The sequence below is a fragment of the Niveispirillum cyanobacteriorum genome (assembly GCF_002868735.1).
Taxonomy (GTDB): Bacteria; Pseudomonadota; Alphaproteobacteria; order Azospirillales; family Azospirillaceae; genus Niveispirillum; species Niveispirillum cyanobacteriorum.
In genome coordinates this window covers 619,821-636,319 of sequence record NZ_CP025611.1, presented here as the reverse complement: position 1 = coordinate 636,319, position 16,499 = coordinate 619,821, and the positions used below count along the sequence as shown (strand labels likewise).

At 62.8% G+C, this 16,499-nt stretch carries 15 protein-coding genes and 1 tRNA gene; 11 read left to right on the top strand and 5 right to left on the bottom strand.

Features of this window, described 5'->3' with window-relative positions; all coding sequences use genetic code 11:
- Positions 1–43 precede the first annotated feature (43 nt).
- On the top strand, positions 44–679 hold the full coding sequence (locus C0V82_RS02765) for a LysE family translocator (RefSeq protein WP_102111024.1): 636 nt from the start codon (positions 44–46) through the stop codon (positions 677–679).
- Here the strand turns inward: C0V82_RS02765 and C0V82_RS02760 are convergent, their stop codons facing one another.
- On the bottom strand, positions 680–1,270 hold the full coding sequence (locus tag C0V82_RS02760) for an FMN-binding negative transcriptional regulator (protein WP_102111023.1): 591 nt from the start codon (positions 1,268–1,270) through the stop codon (positions 680–682). It lies immediately after the preceding gene.
- 138 nt (positions 1,271–1,408) lie between these two features.
- Here C0V82_RS02760 and chrA point away from each other — a divergent pair, with 138 nt between their 5' ends.
- Positions 1,409–2,671 carry a chromate efflux transporter gene (chrA, locus tag C0V82_RS02755; RefSeq protein WP_102111022.1) on the top strand — a complete coding sequence of 421 codons (1,263 nt, stop codon included), beginning with the start codon at positions 1,409–1,411 and terminating at the stop codon, positions 2,669–2,671.
- Between the two features lie 48 nt (positions 2,672–2,719).
- Here the strand turns inward: chrA and C0V82_RS02750 are convergent, their stop codons facing one another.
- On the bottom strand, positions 2,720–3,241 hold the full coding sequence (locus C0V82_RS02750) for an Lrp/AsnC family transcriptional regulator (RefSeq protein WP_165772248.1): 522 nt from the start codon (positions 3,239–3,241) through the stop codon (positions 2,720–2,722).
- A 153-nt stretch (positions 3,242–3,394) separates the two neighbouring features.
- Between C0V82_RS02750 and C0V82_RS02745 the strand changes: the two genes are divergently transcribed.
- The gene (locus C0V82_RS02745) at positions 3,395–4,327 is read left to right on the top strand and encodes a mitochondrial fission ELM1 family protein (RefSeq protein WP_245924131.1); all 933 of its coding nucleotides are present in this window, start codon (positions 3,395–3,397) and stop codon (positions 4,325–4,327) included.
- Between the two features lie 70 nt (positions 4,328–4,397).
- Here the strand turns inward: C0V82_RS02745 and C0V82_RS02740 are convergent.
- Positions 4,398–4,472, bottom strand: a tRNA-Val gene (locus C0V82_RS02740).
- 197 nt (positions 4,473–4,669) lie between these two features.
- On the opposite strand from C0V82_RS02740, the gene C0V82_RS02735 reads away from it, so the two are divergent.
- From C0V82_RS02735 to C0V82_RS02720, 4 genes are all read left to right on the top strand, one after another.
- Positions 4,670–5,599 carry an N-formylglutamate amidohydrolase gene (locus tag C0V82_RS02735; protein ID WP_245924130.1) on the top strand — a complete coding sequence of 310 codons (930 nt, stop codon included), beginning with the start codon at positions 4,670–4,672 and terminating at the stop codon, positions 5,597–5,599.
- 21 nt (positions 5,600–5,620) lie between these two features.
- The gene (locus tag C0V82_RS02730) at positions 5,621–6,175 is read left to right on the top strand and encodes a GNAT family N-acetyltransferase (RefSeq protein ID WP_102111021.1); all 555 of its coding nucleotides are present in this window, start codon (positions 5,621–5,623) and stop codon (positions 6,173–6,175) included.
- 106 nt (positions 6,176–6,281) lie between these two features.
- Complete coding sequence (locus C0V82_RS02725; protein WP_102111020.1) at positions 6,282–7,295, top strand: ABC transporter substrate-binding protein; 1,014 nt, start codon at positions 6,282–6,284, stop codon at positions 7,293–7,295.
- Between the two features lie 4 nt (positions 7,296–7,299).
- Entirely contained in the window at positions 7,300–9,591 is a 2,292-nt protein-coding gene (locus C0V82_RS02720) for an ATP-binding protein (RefSeq protein WP_102111019.1), read from the top strand.
- 33 nt (positions 9,592–9,624) lie between these two features.
- Here C0V82_RS02720 and C0V82_RS02715 read toward each other — a convergent pair whose 3' ends face one another.
- Complete coding sequence (locus C0V82_RS02715) at positions 9,625–11,052, bottom strand: hypothetical protein (protein WP_102111018.1); 1,428 nt, start codon at positions 11,050–11,052, stop codon at positions 9,625–9,627.
- Positions 11,053–11,244: 192 nt separating this feature from the next.
- Here C0V82_RS02715 and C0V82_RS02710 point away from each other — a divergent pair, with 192 nt between their 5' ends.
- From C0V82_RS02710 to C0V82_RS02700, 3 genes are all read left to right on the top strand, one after another.
- On the top strand, positions 11,245–11,793 hold the full coding sequence (locus tag C0V82_RS02710; protein ID WP_102113186.1) for a PAS domain-containing protein: 549 nt from the start codon (positions 11,245–11,247) through the stop codon (positions 11,791–11,793).
- Positions 11,768–13,072 (top strand): methyl-accepting chemotaxis protein, encoded by a 1,305-nt coding sequence (locus C0V82_RS02705; RefSeq protein ID WP_158659697.1) that lies wholly within the window; start codon positions 11,768–11,770, stop codon positions 13,070–13,072. Before C0V82_RS02710 ends, C0V82_RS02705 begins: the two co-directional genes overlap by 26 nt.
- Before the next feature lie 109 nt (positions 13,073–13,181).
- Positions 13,182–13,835 carry a thioredoxin family protein gene (locus tag C0V82_RS02700; protein WP_102111016.1) on the top strand — a complete coding sequence of 218 codons (654 nt, stop codon included), beginning with the start codon at positions 13,182–13,184 and terminating at the stop codon, positions 13,833–13,835.
- Positions 13,836–14,343: 508 nt separating this feature from the next.
- On the opposite strand, the gene C0V82_RS02695 is transcribed toward C0V82_RS02700, so the two are convergent.
- Positions 14,344–15,396: a methyl-accepting chemotaxis protein gene (locus C0V82_RS02695; RefSeq protein WP_281262357.1), complete on the bottom strand. Its 1,053-nt coding sequence runs from the start codon at positions 15,394–15,396 to the stop codon at positions 14,344–14,346.
- Positions 15,397–16,099: 703 nt separating this feature from the next.
- Here C0V82_RS02695 and C0V82_RS02690 point away from each other — a divergent pair.
- Positions 16,100–16,429 carry a helix-turn-helix domain-containing protein gene (locus C0V82_RS02690; protein WP_245924129.1) on the top strand — a complete coding sequence of 110 codons (330 nt, stop codon included), beginning with the start codon at positions 16,100–16,102 and terminating at the stop codon, positions 16,427–16,429.
- Positions 16,430–16,499 lie beyond the last annotated feature (70 nt).

The window sequence follows — 16,499 nt, the reverse complement described above, 5'->3', positions numbered from 1 at the left end:
CCGGCAGCATGGACACCATTCACGGTGATGGAGTGCCCTGCCTATGCCCGCCTTCCCCATCGAAACATTGCTGCTGTTCATGGCCGCCGCCCTGGCGCTTAACCTGACGCCGGGGCCGGACATGCTGTTCTGCCTGGGCAGCGGGGCGCATCGGGGACCGAAGGCAGGGGTTGCGGCTTCGCTGGGCGTGGCCTGTGGGGCCATGGTGCATACGGCGGCGGCAGCGTTTGGGCTTGCGGGCTTGCTGATGGCCTCCCCTCTGCTGTTTGAGATCGTGCGCTGGACGGGGGCGGCCTATCTGGTCTGGCTGGCCTGGAACACATTCCGGGCCGCGCCTCCGGTGGCCGACGGAACGAAGGTGACGCAGAAGGACATCAGCCGCATCTTCCTGCGCGGGGCCGTCACCAACATCCTGAACCCGAAGGTCGCCATCTTCTTCCTGGCGTTCCTGCCGCAATTCATCGACCCCGCACGCGGCAGCGTCATCGTGCAGGCCCTGATCCTGGGTACGATGATGAACATCTCCGGCACCATCGTGAATGCCGCGGTTGGTGCCGGTGCGGGTGGCCTGGGTCGGCATCTGGCCCGTAACCCGTTGGCGGCGAAGGTATTGAACTATCTGTCCGGTACCGTCTTCCTGGGCCTGGCCGTCCGTCTGGGTTTCATGAGCCGGGTATAGTCACGGGATGCTCAGAACGCCCGCCATTCCGGCCCGGATGGCGGCGCGGTCCTGATCATCCTTGTTCTGGGACAACTTGGCCTTGGCTTCCAGCCGGTCCACATGCAGCACGACGCCAACGATGCCACGCAGCATGGCGGCGATATAGTCTTCGGGCGCGTCACCAACCTGCCATGCACGTTCCCGCCCCGACTCATGCCGGTCGGTCAGACGGGTGACAATATCCAGCAGGCCGGCGGCATCCTCCACCACCTCCAGCCGCCCATGGGCATGGACGCTAACATAGTTCCAGGTCGGCACGACCTTGCCCGTCTTTTGCTTTTCCGCATACCAGGCGGGGGTGACATAGCCGTCACCGCCCTGGAAAATGGCCAATGACGGGACGGCGGGGTCAAACCGCTTCCAATGAGGGTTGGCGCGGGCGACATGGCCGATCAGGCGGACGCCATCACCGGAACGGTCCAGCAGCAGGGGCAGTGGTGTGGACAGCAATCCCCCCTCCCCCAGGCTGACCAGCGTGGCGAAAGACAGAGTTTCGATGAGGGCGAGGGCGTCGCTCTCTTCCATCTTGAAATGCGTGGGCGTGTACATCGGGCATATCCAGGGTTCTGCCCGTTCTTCCTGACGCAAGTGCGGCGTCGGCGCATTCATTGTCTTGTCATAAGGACAAGGTTGCATCTGCGCCGTCGCACCCGCAGCATTCGCCAGTGTGAATGAAGGGAGAACAGGATGCCCGGTTTCGGGGAGGCGTTGCGGTTCTGGTTGTGGCTGGGCTGTGTCAGTTTCGGTGGGCCGGCGGGGCAGATCGCCCTGATGCAGCAAGAACTGGTGGATAAACGGCGCTGGATCGACAGCACGCGGTTCTTGCACGGGCTGAACTTCGCCATGTTGCTGCCCGGACCCGAGGCGCAGCAGTTGGCCACCTATGTCGGCTGGCGCCTGCATGGGGTGTGGGGCGGGTTGGTGGCTGGCGGCCTGTTCGTGCTGCCAGGCGCGCTGGTGCTGCTGGTCCTGTCCTGGCTGGCGGCGGAACATGGCGATCTGGCCTGGGTGGCGGCCCTGTTTGACGGCGTCAAGCCGGTGGTGATCGCCATCATCGCGGCATCTGTCTGGCGCCTGGGCCGGCGGACCCTGAAAGGGCCAGCACCGCTGTTGCTGGCTCTGGCGGCCTTTCTGGGCCTGTATCTGGGCCATGTGCCGTTTCCGGTGGTGATCGCTGCGGCGGCATTTATCGGCTATGTCGCGGCCAAGTCCGGGCGACCGCTTTTCGCACCGGCGGGCCATGGCGTGGGCGATGATTTCGTCCCCGATGATCGGCCAGTAGATCGGAGTGCGAAGCGTCTTCTACGTTTGGCTGTCCTTTTCGCCCTGTTGCTGCTGGTGCCCGTCGTCGGTACGGTACTGCTGCTGGGGCGCAGCCCCTGGGCCGACATCGCCGACCTGTTCACGACGGCGGCCTTTGTCACCTTTGGCGGTGCCTATGCGGTGCTGCCCTTCATCGCCGAGCGCGCGGTGGAGAATTACCAGTGGCTGACGCCCGCCGACATGGTGAACGGGCTGGCACTGGCCGAAAGCACGCCGGGGCCGCTTATTCTGGTCACCCAATATGTCGGATTCTTCGCAGGCTGGAACCATCCGGGCAGCCTGTCGCCGCTGGCGGCGGGGATCACGGGGGCCGCACTCACCACCTATGTCACCTTCCTGCCCTGCTTCTTCTTCATCTTCGCCGGCGCGCCCTATGTGGAGGCGCTGATCCATAACCGGGCGGCGGCAGGGGCCCTGGCCGCCATCACGGCGGCAGTGGTTGGGGTAATCTTGAACCTGGGCGTGGTTCTGGGCGAGGCCGTGCTGCTGCCCCGCGGGTCTGTCGATTGGATCGCCGTGACGGTCGCTGCCGTCGCCCTGGCCGCCATGCTGCGCTTCAAGCTGGCAGTGCATTGGCTGGTGCTGGCCGGGGCGGCGTTCGGGCTGCTGCGGATGGCGCTGGGCTAAGAAGCCATAAAAAAGGCGCCCGGAGGGGCGCCTTTTCCGTGAAGACGGTCAGTCTTCAATATCCTCGTCGTCCTCGTCCTTCGACTCCGGACCGACATCCACATCAATCGGCACGCCGGGGGCGTATTTGGACTGGCGGATGGCCAGGGCCGATTTCACGTGGCTGACATTGGGTGCTGCGGTCAGCTTGGTGGTCAGGAAGCGCTGATAGCTGTCCCAGTCGACGGCGACAACCTTCAGCAGGAAGTCCGTCTCACCAGCCAGCATGTTGCATTCCCGAACCTCAGGCCAGGAATTGACCAACGATTCGAAACGCTTCAGATCGCTTTCCGCCTGGGACGACAGACCGACCTGTGCGAAAACCGTGACATGGAAGCCCATGGATTCCGGATTGATGTCGGCATGGTAGCCCCGGATATAGCCCGCCTCTTCCAGCGCGCGCACGCGCCGCAGGCAGGGGGGAGCCGAAATACCGGCACGCCGGGCCAATTCCACATTGGTCATCCGGCCGTCCGCCTGCAGGTCGCGCAGGATGCGCCGATCAATTCGGTCGAGTTTGACCCGCCGCATGGTGATTTTTTAACTCCAGGAGTTCTTGATTTGAGCAAGGATATTACACGGGACGGCCCAACCTGCAAGGGCGACCCGATTTGCGACACAAAATTTCCTGGGGACAAGTCTTCGCATACGTATGCGGACAACAAAATCCCTACTTGTTGGGTCGTGTCTGATGGGCGGGCAGGAATCGAGAACCCCTGCCTGGGTCTGGCGGAGGCGCTGGGCCTGTCCCCGATGGTGAAACGCGTGAAGCTGCGCAGCCCCTGGCGACAGATGACGCCCTACCTGCCCCTGCCGGGCCTGGACCTGCCTCTGGGCCCATCATCGGATCGTCTGGCCGCACCTTGGCCCGATCTGTTGATCAGTTCGGGACGGCAAGCGGTGGCCCTGTCCATGGCGGTGGGACGGCGTTCACCCCGTACAGTGCGCGTGCATATTCAGAATCCAGGGGTGCCACTAGACCGCTTCGATCTTGTGTCCCTGCCCCGCCATGATGGCAAGAGCGGCGCGAACCTCGTGGAGAGTGTGGGTGCCATCCACCGCGTGACACCGGAGAAGCTGTCAGCGGCAGCCACGGAATGGGGACATCTGGCCGAAGGCCGAGGTCGCCCCCTGGTCAGCGTGATGATCGGCGGTTCCAACCGCTTCTGCCAATTAACGCCACAGATGATGACGGGTGTGGCAGAGCAACTGGCCACCCTGGTCCGCGACCAGGGCGTAGGCATGCTGATCACCACGTCGCGACGCACAGGCGCGGACAATGAAGCGATTCTGAAGCAGGCACTGTCGGGCCTGCCGGTTTACCTGTGGGACGGAACAGGCCCCAACCCCTATTTCGGGATGCTGGCCCTGGCCGATGCGTTGATCGTCACCTCCGACAGTGTGGCGATGGTGTCGGAGGCAGCCAGCACGGGCAAACCCGTGCATGTCATCGACCTGCCTGGCAACGCACCGAAATTCACCCGATTCCATGACGCGATACGGGCGGAGGGAATCACGCGTCCTTTCCAGGGCCGTCTGGAAAGCTGGACCTATCAGCCGCTGGACGATACCGCGCGGCTGGCCGCACACGTGCGGGATGTGATGGCATCGCGATGAGGTGGATGTGGGCCCGAAAAGCCAAAGGGCCAGCCCCTGGTGGGTGCCGGCCCTTTTGGTTTAGAACGGATGGTGGGCGCGACAGGGATTGAACCTGTGACCCCTACCATGTCAAGGTAGTGCTCTCCCGCTGAGCTACGCGCCCATCCGTCCTAGCCCCAATGCCGTGTCGTCGTTGGCTTCGTTTCCGTTGCCGTCGTCGTCAGCGCCGTCGGGGTGGGCGTGCTTATAACCACCTGATCCGGGCATTGCAACACCCTCTTTTCAGAAAATTGTCGTTTTTTTTCGAAGGCGGCCTGTTCGGGTGGCGGGGCATCTCACAATTCGATACATCTTTCAGCCATGAGCAGCACCAACACATCCCTGGGCAGCATGAAGCCGGCCAGCCGTCCCCCGGATGCGGGATACGGGGGCAATGTGTTCCGCGTGTTGCGTCCGGCGCAGGTGCAGCACCCCATCGTCCTGGCCTCCCCCCATAGCGGGCGCGATTATCCGGAAAGCTTCGTAGCGCATTCACGGCTGGACGGAACGGCATTGCGCCGGTCAGAGGATTGCTTCGTCGACGAGATTTTCGCCCCCGCCGTCGATCTGGGCGTGCCGCTGCTGCTGGCTTTGTTCCCGCGTGCCTATCTGGACCCCAATCGGGAACCGTTCGAATTCGACCCGACCATGTTCGAAGGCGCCCTGCCCTCCTATGTCAACAGCCGCAGTCCGCGTGTGGCGGCGGGGCTGGGCACCATCCCGCGCGTGGTGGCCAGCGGGGAGGAGATTTATGCCAGGCGCCTGCGATTCGCCGAGGCCGTGGATAGGGTCGACCGTTGCTATTACCCTTATCACGCCGCCCTGCGCGGCCTGATTGATCAGACGCGCGCGGCCTTTGGCTATTGCATCCTGGTGGACTGCCATTCCATGCCCTCCATAGGTCTGCCGCCGGAGGCAGCGGCCAGCGGGTCGCTGGACATGGTACTGGGCGATTGCTTCGGCAGTGCCTGCCATGCCGCCGTGACGGGTGCAGCCGAAGATGTTCTGACCGATCTGGGTTATGTCGTGGGCCGGAACGCACCCTATGCCGGTGGATACACTACCCGCCATTATGGCCGGCCCGGTGATGGCGTGCATGCGCTGCAGATTGAACTGAACCGCTCCCTCTATATGGATGAGGTCGCCTTGGCACGCCGTTCCTACCTGCCCACCCTGGCGACCCATATGTGCCAATTGGTGACCCGCCTCGCGGCGGTCCCCGCCGACAAGCTGCGGCCCAAGGCGCGTTAGCCTGGACGGGACGAAAGAGAAATGCACATCCGCACAGCAACAGCTGCCGACGCCGCCGCCATCGCCGCCATCTATGCCCCGCACGTCAGTGAGGGCACGGCCAGCTATGAGAGTGTTCCACCAGACACCGGCGAAATGGCCATGCGCATGGCCGCCATTCAGGCCCAGGGTTTCCCCTACCTAGTGGCCGAACGGTTCGGGCAGGTGCTGGGCTATGCCTATGGCAGTCCGTTCCGGTCCCGCCCCGGCTATCGCTTCACGGTGGAGAATTCCATCTATGTAGCGCCGGAAGCGCAGGGAGCCGGTGTCGGGCGTGCCCTGCTCAAGGCCCTGATTGATCAATGCACCCGCGCCGGATATCGCCGCATGGTGGCCGTGATCGGCGATGGCAGCAATGAAGGCTCCGTCGGGCTGCATCGCGCACTGGGCTTTGAACTGGCCGGGACCATTCCCGGTCTGGGCGTCAAACATGGGCGCTGGCTGGACTGGGTGATGATGGTGCGCCCGCTGGGTGATCCGCAAGCCCCCCCCCCCGGCCCGGATGAACATCCCGGCCTGCCACCGGCCCTGTGTTAAACCGGGTTTTCATTCTGGACTTCCATTCTGACCAAAAGGATAGGTTGGCGATGGCGGCGACCTGGCCCCATGCCTGATAGGTTGTTCTGGGGCGAGGACCGGCGTGATGGCGCCGGGCACGAAGGAGAACCTGTCCGGCATGGGTAAGGAACGTACGTGGATACGTTGGGCTCTGGCGGCACTCACCGTGCTGCTGACCGCCGGCCTGTGGTTCCAATTCCGGACCCCTGTGCCGCAGCAGCACCTGAGCATCGCGGAAAGCCGGCAGATGATGTCGGCCCTGATCTTCGTGGCCCAGGCCGAAGGCTATTTCGCCGATGAGGGGCTGACGGTGCAGATGGTTCCCGCCGCCAATGGCAAGGTGGCGATGGAAACACTGCTGGACGGCAAGACGGATCTAGCTTTGTCTTCCGATGTGCCGGCCTCCAACGCCATGATTGCCGGGCGGCCCATCCGCATCATCTCAACGGTTCAGACGTCGGACCGCGATGTGGTGGTGGCCTCGCCCACGGGTAGCGGGCTGAACCGGGTAGAGGCACTGACGGGTAAACGCATCGGATACTCGCCCGACACCAACTCTCAATATTTTCTGGATCTCTTGCTGCTGCAGGCCGGGTTACGCGATCAGGTCACGCTGGTGCCGTTTGAAAGCGGAGAGATCATGGCGGCAATGGCGCGTGGAGAGATCGATGCCGCGTCCGTCTGGACCACGGTTCGCGTCGCTGCCGCCCCCTTGTTTCCACAAGGCATTGAGGTTCTGACCGCACCAGGCCTTTACACCGGTAGCTGGGTGTTGTCGGCACGCCGCGATGTGGTCGATGCAAAACATGATGCGCTGGTGCGTTTCGTGCGCGCCTTGCTGGCGGCGGAGTGGTCGATCCTGCGCGACCGGGAGAAGGCCATCCCCGTGGTCGCCGCCGCCACCGGCATTGACGAAGCCCTGGTCCGGCGACATTGGGAAAACTATGGTTTCACCCTGAGGCTGGATCAGGCATTACTGCTGTCGATCGAAGGCCATGTCCGCCGCGCTGGCGGCAATCCGGGACCGGAAATGCTGGGATATCTGCAAAGCGACATTCTGCGGGCTGTAGATCCGACGCGGGTCACGGTTCTGGACTAACCGAATGAGCATCCGGCGGCGGATCACCACGACCCTGGTCTTCGCAGCGCTGGCCGTCAGCGTTTCCACGGCCTCGGCCATCTGGTCCTGGAAATGGATGGGCATCTATACGGCACGGGTAACCGAGGCCCAGACCGTGGTGCGCAGCGTGTTCGAATTGAGCCTGCTGGTCCATGATTTCGGGGACAAGGGCAGCGAGCGCGCCCTGTTCCAATGGCAGCGCCAGCATGAACGACTGACCAATGAACTGGCGCGCATGCTGGTTGATCTGACCGATCCGGCCGATCAGGCATTGCTGCGCCGCCTTTCCGCCGACAATGCCCTCATGCCCGACGGGATGACCCGACTGGCGCAGGCACGTCTCAACCCTGACGCGGCCCGCATCGCGCAGGATACGCTCCAGCTGCGATATAATGTAATGGCGTCGGACGCGGACCGTCTGGCAGCGCAGGCCAATGAACGGGTCTATGTGCGCGGTCGCCTGCTGCTGGTGTTGCAGGTGCTGCCGCTGCTGCTGCTGGCCATGACTGTCGCCGCCGCGATGGCGGCCAGCCAGCGCGTGATCCGGGGCCTGAACCGCATCGCGGACGGGATGGCCACCATCGGCCAGGGCCGGTTCGATCACCGCCTGGATGTGGCGGGCAAGGACGAATTTGCGGTGCTGTCATCGGGCGTCAACCACATGGCCGAACAGCTTCAGACCCTTTATGCTGATATTGCGGGCAAGGTGGAGGCGTTGTCCGTCGCCAAAGTGCAGGCAGAAGCGGCAGAGCGCGCCAAAAGTGCCTTCCTGGCCAATATGAGCCATGAGATCCGCACGCCGCTGAACGCCATCATCGGTTTCGCCGATCTGCTGCATGATGAAGAGGCGCCAGTGGCGGAGCGTGAGAAATGGCTTTCGCTTCAGATGGAGGCCTCACGCGCCCTGGTCGCCATCGTTGACGATATCCTGGACCTGTCGAAGATCGAGGCGGGCCGGCTTGAGCTGGAGATGGGAGCGCTGGACCCTGCGGCATTGGCCGAAAGCTGTGTCGCCCTGCTGACCCCGCGCGCCGCCGACAAGGGTCTGATGATACGGACGGAGATTTCCGACGATCTGCCGCAATGGGTGCTGGGTGACGCGGCACGGCTGCGGCAGGTGCTGTTGAACCTTCTGTCCAATGCCGTGAAATTCACCGCGAACGGCCAGGTCGTCATGTCGGTGACGCGGACCGGTGTGCAAATGCGGTTCACGGTGACCGATACCGGCATGGGTATTCCAACCGACCGCCTGCAGCATCTGTTTATGCCGTTCACACAACTGGACGCATCGGTTACCCGCCGGTTCGGCGGAACCGGACTCGGCCTTGCCATCACCCGGCGTCTGGTGGAAGCGATGCAGGGCCAGATCACCGTGGAAAGCCAGCCCGGCGCCGGCAGCCGGTTCGAGGTCACCCTGCCCCTGGCCATCGCCATGCCCCCACCGCCGGAGCCGGGCCAGGCTGCCGCACTGGCGGCCCTGCCCTCTTACCGGCCCTTGTCAATCCTGCTGGTCGAAGATGTCTTCGCCAACCAGATGCTGGTCCGCACCATCCTGGAGAAGGCGGGACACAAGGTCACGGTGGTGGAGAACGGGGCGGAGGCAGTACGAAGCGTGGCGCAGACAGGAAACGTCTACGATCTGGTCCTGATGGATGTGCAGATGCCGATCATGGATGGGATGGAGGCCACGCGGCGCATCCGGCATGCGGGCCACAGCTTACCCATCCTGGCTCTGACCGCCAATGTCCTGCGGGAAGAGCGGGAGGCCTGCCTGGAGGCCGGGATGAACGGACATATCGCCAAGCCCGTCACCCCGCAGGCCCTCAATCAGGCCATCGCCGATATTGCAGGCTTCCGCCTGACGGAGATGGAGCCGGCACCTGTTACTCCCACCCCCGACACGCCGGAGGATACCGAGCCGGCGCTGGATCGATCGATCCTGGACAATCTGCTGCTGGTCGTGGGCGATGATATCGGGGTGCAACTGCTAAACGACGCGCTGACATCCGTCCGGGCGCGGGTGGACACGATCATGGTGGCAGGTGACGACCTGCACCGGATTGAACGGGAAGCCCATTCCCTGGTTTCGGCAGCAGGCAATCTGGGGTTCATGCCGCTGTCACGGCATTGCCGGGCCCTGATGATCGCCGCTGATGCCGGTGACAGGGCCGAAGTCACGCGGCTGACCGCCTCCCTGCCCGCCCTGTGCGAAGCTGTATTTGTGCAGGGAAAGAGGGTGGTGGAACAGTTGGCAGCCGGTCAGGCCGACGCCTGACCCCACTATCGCCGGACTGATTGAGCGACCTTCTCAGTTCGGCGAACCACCACGCAGATTGACGCCCTGACGCACGAAATCGGTACGGGACCGGCGGACGACATGTTCGGGCACATCCACCCAGCCGCCGATCAGGTCACCCGACAGGAACCTTACCCCGGCTTCTTCGCACTGGTCCTCCATGGCGAGACTGTCCACCCCCTCCACCGCTGGCATCAGCCGGTGGCGCACGGCCTGCGTGGCGAAGCGCACGACTTCGGGTGCCCAGCGTTCAACCGATGAGCCGGGAGGCAGGGTCAGGTTGACGACGCGAATGCCCGCCGCCTCTGCCACCGACACATCGGATGTGGGGCCGGCCACCTCCATCATCACGGTTCGGCCAAATGGCTTCAGCGCGGATACCAGTTCCGACAGCCGCCCCGTCGGCACCCCATCCGGCACCGCCCACAAATGGAAGGTGATGAAGGGCAACAGGTTGCGGGGAATGCTGCGCAGCACCGTCATCACCTCCTGCCGGCGGGCGGTGACCGCCAGACTTTCGAAATGCAGGGGCAAGGACAGCAAGAAGCGGAACCGGTTCTCATACAATTCCAGCGCCGTCTCGATCGCTTCGCGCGCCACATGCAGATCGAGCGCCAGGATGCCGGCCATATCCTCCGGATCATCCAGGCAATCATAGCCCCAGAGCGGTGTGCGGCCTGGCCGTTCGCGGCAGCAACGCGCCATGTAAAGGGACAGAACCTGTTTTTGCACATCCCAGACGGGGCGGTAACGCACCTGCGGCGGACCAGCCCGTGCCATCATGGGCGCCCGGAAACCTTCAGGCCGCACCGTAATCGGGCCCGCCAGGGCGGCATCGGCAACCGCCTCTTTACGTACGGCGGACAACATGTCCTTCAGGCTGGTCGGGACCAGAAGCACATCCGACCCGATCTCCCGCATGGCGGTATGGACACGGATGTTTTCCGTGTCGGCATGGCCCAGAAGGACGAGCTGTAATTGCTCCATCACCTTGGCACAGATCAGGCGGGCCTGTTCGGCACCCAACTGTGCGAAGACGACGACATAGGCCTCTTCCCCGTGACGGAACCAAGCATCGTGCGGCGTCAGATGCTGGTCCAGCAGTTTAGCCGTCAGTTGATGCACACGCGCTGCCACGGCGGGCCAGCGGGGACCCAACTCCTCATGCAGGCCACCCAGGCCCAGAAGGTGGATGCTGCCCGCCTGTGTGGGGTCGCGGCGGTCGAAGATACGGCGCAGCTTGGCCGACAGTTCGGGATCATGACCATCGGCCATGTCGGGCGGCGGCGGGGGCAAGGCAGTCGCCGCCGGTTCGGTCGGGACCAGCGGCATCGAAGGGCGCGGGCGTTGATATCGCGGGCGTGGCTGCACCACGGTTTCAGACGCCCGCACGCCGCCACCGAACAGGCCCTTGAAGATGGAAGCCATGAAATTGCGCATTGGCCGGCACCTCGCCCGGACATGATGTCCGTATCTTCCATGTTCGCCTTATCCGCGAACGGGTCAAGCTGACCTTCCGATTGTCCGAAAGGGATACGAGTCCTGATTTGGATCAATGCGGCCAACCAACCATTCAGGCATGCAAGGGCCAGGAAGAACGCATTCCGTCGTATGGAAAAGGATGGAAACGCCATGACAGACGCCGACACAGGCCCCGGTCGCTCCCGGCCAAGCCTGACGGGTATCGCGCGCCCGTTCCAGGATGACGAGATCATCGTCACCAAGACCGACAAGGGCGGGCGCATCACCTATGCCAACCGCACTTTCCTGCGCGTGGCCGCCCTGTCGGAGGATCAGGCCCTGGGCAAGCCCCACAACCTGATCCGCCATCCCGACATGCCACGCGTCGTGTTCAAGCTGCTGTGGGACACGCTGGGTGCGGGGAATGAGATTTTCGCCTATGTGCTGAACCGGGCGGTGAATGGCGACCATTACTGGGTCTTCGCCCATGTCACGCCATCACGCGACACCGGCGGCAACATCATCGGCTATCATTCCAGCCGCCGGACCGCCGACCAGCGCATCGTCAACGACATTATCAGCCCCCTCTACACACAGCTTCTAGCCGAAGAGGCCAAGCATAGCCGCATCCGTGAAGGCATGGCGGCCAGTGAAGCAATGTTGATGGGCCTACTGCGGGACCGGGGTGTGAGCTATGAGCAACTCATCTTCTCTCTTTAAGGCCCGTCTGACGGGTATCGCAGTCCTGATCGGATCGGTCGTCGATCTGGCTGGAAATGCGCTCGGCTGGCATACGGTAGCCATGGGTGGCGGGGTCATCACCCTGCTGGCGGCCCTGGCCAGCTTCTATTATCTGGCACGGGTGGACCGGGTGCTGGATGGCGCGGGCCAGGTTCTGGAACGGCTGGCACGCGGCGATTATGAGGCGCGGGTCATCGGCATCAACGAGGGCGGCCCGCTGGGTGAGTTGCTGCACCGGATCAATGATGTCACCGACCGGGCCGACGCCTTTGTGCGGGAGGCGACGGCCTCGCTTCAGGCCATCACCAACCAGAACTATCATCGCCGCGTGGTCGAAAAGGGCATGCTGGGCACCTTCCTGGTGGGTAGCCGCGCCATCAATGCCGCCAATAACGCCATGACGGACAAAGTCACAGGCTTCCGCCGCATTGCCGATGCGTTCGAGAATACGGTGAAGTCTGTGGCCGATGATCTGTCGGCATCGGCTCGCGAGATGCAGGGCGCCGCCAATACCATGACCCATGCGGCGGAAGGCACCAACCATGAGAGCATGGCCGTTGCAAGCGCCGCCGAACAGGCCAGTTCCAATGTGCAGACGGTCGCCGCCGCCGCCGAGGAGCTGAGTGCCGCCATCCGGTCGATCACCGAGCAGGTGGACAGGTCGCGGGACATCACCAACGCCGCCGTGGGCCGGGCCCGCGCCGCCAATGACCGCGTCGCCACCCTTTCCGCCGCCGCCATCCGCATCGGCGAAGTGGTGGGCCTTATCCAGGAGATTGCGGCGCAGACCAACCTGCTGGCCCTTAACGCCACCATCGAGGCAGCAAGGGCGGGAGAGGCGGGCAAGGGCTTTGCCGTTGTCGCGTCGGAGGTGAAGAACCTCGCCGGACAGACGGCGCGCGCGACGGAGGATATCCAGACCCAGGTTGCCGATATCCAGGCGGCCACCCAATCCGCCGTGGATAGTATCAACGAGATCACCCAGGTCATCGCCGATGTGAACGGCACCACGGTCAACATCGCCGGTGCGGTTGATGAACAGGGTGCGGCGACGGCAGAGATCGCCCGCAATGTCGAACAGGCGGCCGTGGGCACGCGGTCTGTGTCGGAACGCATCGCACAGGTCACGCGCGCCGCGTCCGAAACGGGCGCCGCCTCCACCCAGGTGCTAGGCTCGGCGGAACGTCTTTCGCACAGGTCGGAGCAGTTGGGAGAGGCCATGGGCGACTTCCTGTCGGCCCTGCGCAAAGTGATCTGAGGAAACCTTCATTCGCCCGGAAAATCATGCAGTTTCCGGGCGAATGGGGTTTGATCTTTTCGGGATGCGACACCAGATGAAGGCGACTTGCATGAACGGGAGGTCTGCCATGTCGCTTCATCTTACCCGCCGTACATTTCTGAACAGCACTGCCGCCGTGGCGGGTGCGGGGATCGTGGCCCCGCTTCTGTCGCTGCCCGCCGTCGCGGCACCCGCTGTAGGACAGGCCGCGCCCGCCTTTACGGGCACCAGCGTCGATGGCAAAGCCGTCTCGCTGGCGGATTACAAGGGCAAGCTGGTGGTTCTGGAATGGACCAACCATGGCTGCCCCTTTGTCCGCAAACATTATGATTCGGGCAATATGCAGGCCATCCAGGCAGACGCGACCAAGGCCGGTGCAGTTTGGCTGACCATTATCAGCTCAGCCCCTGGTGAGCAGGGCCATGTCAGCCCGGCGGACGCCAAGGCACGTGCCGCATCGGAGAAATGGGCCGCCAGCACCACCATCCTGGACCCCAGCGGAGCCATTGGTCGCGCCTATGCGGCCAAGACCACGCCCCACATGTTCATCATCGGCACCGACGGCACGCTGCTTTATGACGGTGCTATTGATGACAAGCCGACAGCCGACAAGGCCGACATCCCCGGTTCGCAGAATTATGTGCGCTCCGCCCTGGCAGAGATCGCGGCGGGCAAACCCGTCAGCACAACATCGACCCGTGCCTATGGCTGTTCAGTGAAATACGCGAAAGCCAGCGCCTGACATGACGAAGCCGCCAACTCATGTTAGGCGGCTTCACATTCAGTCTACCATACAGGTAATTTCGCTACACTCTGGGCAGAAAAAAAGGCCGTGGCAATGCCACGGCCTGAGTTTAGGGAGGAAACGCCCAAGAAGTGCGTTACGACAGAGGGCATAGGGCCGTGTCGCAAGACAGACTATGCGCGCCTGAAATCCATTGTGCAAGTGCAAAATCGTACGGACGCTATGCGGATATGTTCTATCGCCACCAAGGGAAACAGCGACTTATCCGACACCCGACCAAAGTCTAATCCTATTGCAGTGCAACACGAACCGGCCTTCATGTTGAAAAGGGCACGACCGGCCTATTTTTTGGGCTGAATGAACGCAGAGCGGGCAAGCGAAATGGTTGCCGGACAGAACGACTTGTAATGACGATACCAACGCGCATGGGCGCAATAGCCAAGAAATGGAAAAGGGCGCCGACTCATGGCCGGCGCCCCCCAAACATTGCTCGTGATTTGACGGATCAGTGCGCAGTCTCGCCACCTGTCTGGACGATTACCCCGTACCAACCAAGGCCACGATAGGTCTCATATCCCGGTGTCAGGGCGAAACCGACCAACCGCCCGAACCTGTCCACATAATGGCCCATGGGGCGCCCCTGGGTTTCCAGGGGAAAGGTTTCGGTCAATTGCCCGCGCCCGTCAGAGGACGCGATGATGCGACCGGAGGCATCGACCAGCAGACACCGTGTACTGGCCTCCTCACTGCGATCCAGACGCACGCCGGCGGTAACGGCGCGGGCCTGTGGTTCCCAGTCGAAGAAGATGCCCATGGCGCCGATCACTTCACCATCCACGGCCCCATCGCGGCGCACGGCGGTGGAGTATGTGGCGACGGTTCGGCCATCCAGAACACCATTGGTGGTGACATCAACAACCGCGAAGTCGGATCCGTCGCGGGTATTCAGCGCCTGCCGGAACCAGGGCTCATTGGCGACATTGGTGCCGATGGCCTGTGGGAAGCGGCGCGGACGGCCTGTGGCAATGACGCGTCCGTTTCGGTCAGCCACCCAGAGGTCAAGATAAACCGTATAGCTGTCCAGGATCACGCCCAGACGGGATGAGGCGAAGGACGTTGCCTCTGCCGACGGCGCAGCCAGGCAATCGACAACGGCCTTATCGGTTGCCCACCAGCGCACATCGCAGGAACGCTCATAAAGATTGCGATCGATGATCTCGATCATGTTCAGGGCCAGATCAGCCAGCCGCTGCCCCCGGAAGCGGACCATCAGATCCTCGCCCACGGTCGCCATGCGATCCACGAGTTGCCCAATTTCTGTGCGCAGCTCACTGGCCACGACGCTGACCTGTCGGGAAATGGAGTTCACTTCATTGGCCACCACCGCGAATCCGCGGCCCGCATCGCCCGCGCGCCCCGCCTCGATCAATGCGTTGAAGGCGAGCATCTTGGTTGTGCGGTTGATGTCTTCAATGGCGGAAACCTTCTGGCTCGCCACGTCCAGCACATTGCGGGTGAGGTCGATCAGGCTGTTATCCATGGGGTCTGCCTTTGTCATGCGCTAACAATCCGCATGACAAAAAGCAATTTGCGTGCCCTTCCCTTAGGGAAACCTAAGCCTTTGAGATGTCAAAGAAGTTATCTTACGGCGATACGGTACGATTGTTACAATTGCCTATATAATGGGCACTTCGGCAGAAAATGCCGTAGCAGATGGCGGTTACAATTGAAACAAATGCGTTTTTGTTCGGCAAAACGGCATTTTTTGATTTTGCCAGTCCGGAAACAAAACTGAAACCTGTTATGCCCGAAATGCATATCCCGATACGGATAAGGCATAAGACCTAGCGCGGTCTGGTCAGGGCGGCTTCGTGGCTGCCCGGGGAGGCCCCCTTAGAAGGCAATGTGACGGGTCGGACAGAAGACCAAGGGGCGATAAGGTCCCCCGACCGGCCCGTCACCCAGCATGTCCGGTTTTGGGGCAGCCGGACTGCTGGCGCCTTAGCCGTCGATGCTGGATGGGGCACGGCATCAACGGTATCAGGTTCGGAAGGACCCAGGGGACGGCAGGGAACCGCCCCCTGGGTGCTTTGTCCGGGACCAAAGACAGGGGCGATGCTCTGGCCTCGAACGAGTCCAGTAATCCTGAAACAGCGAGTTTATGTCAAGCGATTTTGTAATGAGCGAGTTTGAAATTTTGCCGCTTGCCCCTGCGGAGCGGAAATGCGACTTTCTGGGCAAGAAGTCTGGAGTATCCGCTTATGGCCGCAGCAGCGACCCCGCGCGCCAAACCGCGTGGCGAGGAAAGTGAAAAGACGAAACTGACCCGGCAGATGCGCCGGGACGCCGGTCGATGGCTCAGCGCACAGCGTGAGAAGGCTGGTGTGACCCAGGCGCAGGTTGCCGATCATGTCGGCTATCGTTATTACACTTTCGTCAGTCAGGTCGAAGGCGGCCACGGCCGCGTTCCTTCCGAACATTTCGAACTGTGGGCCCAGGCGATCAGCGTGGACCCGCAGGCGTTTGCGAAGAAGCTGCTGGGTTACTATGAACCGGAAATCCACCGCCTGCTGTTTCCGATTGCAGAGTAAACAGAATCAAAGGGCTTGAGGCGGGTGTCTGGGCTTGGGGCCAGTGGCACCGTTAATCAAGGGGGGCACA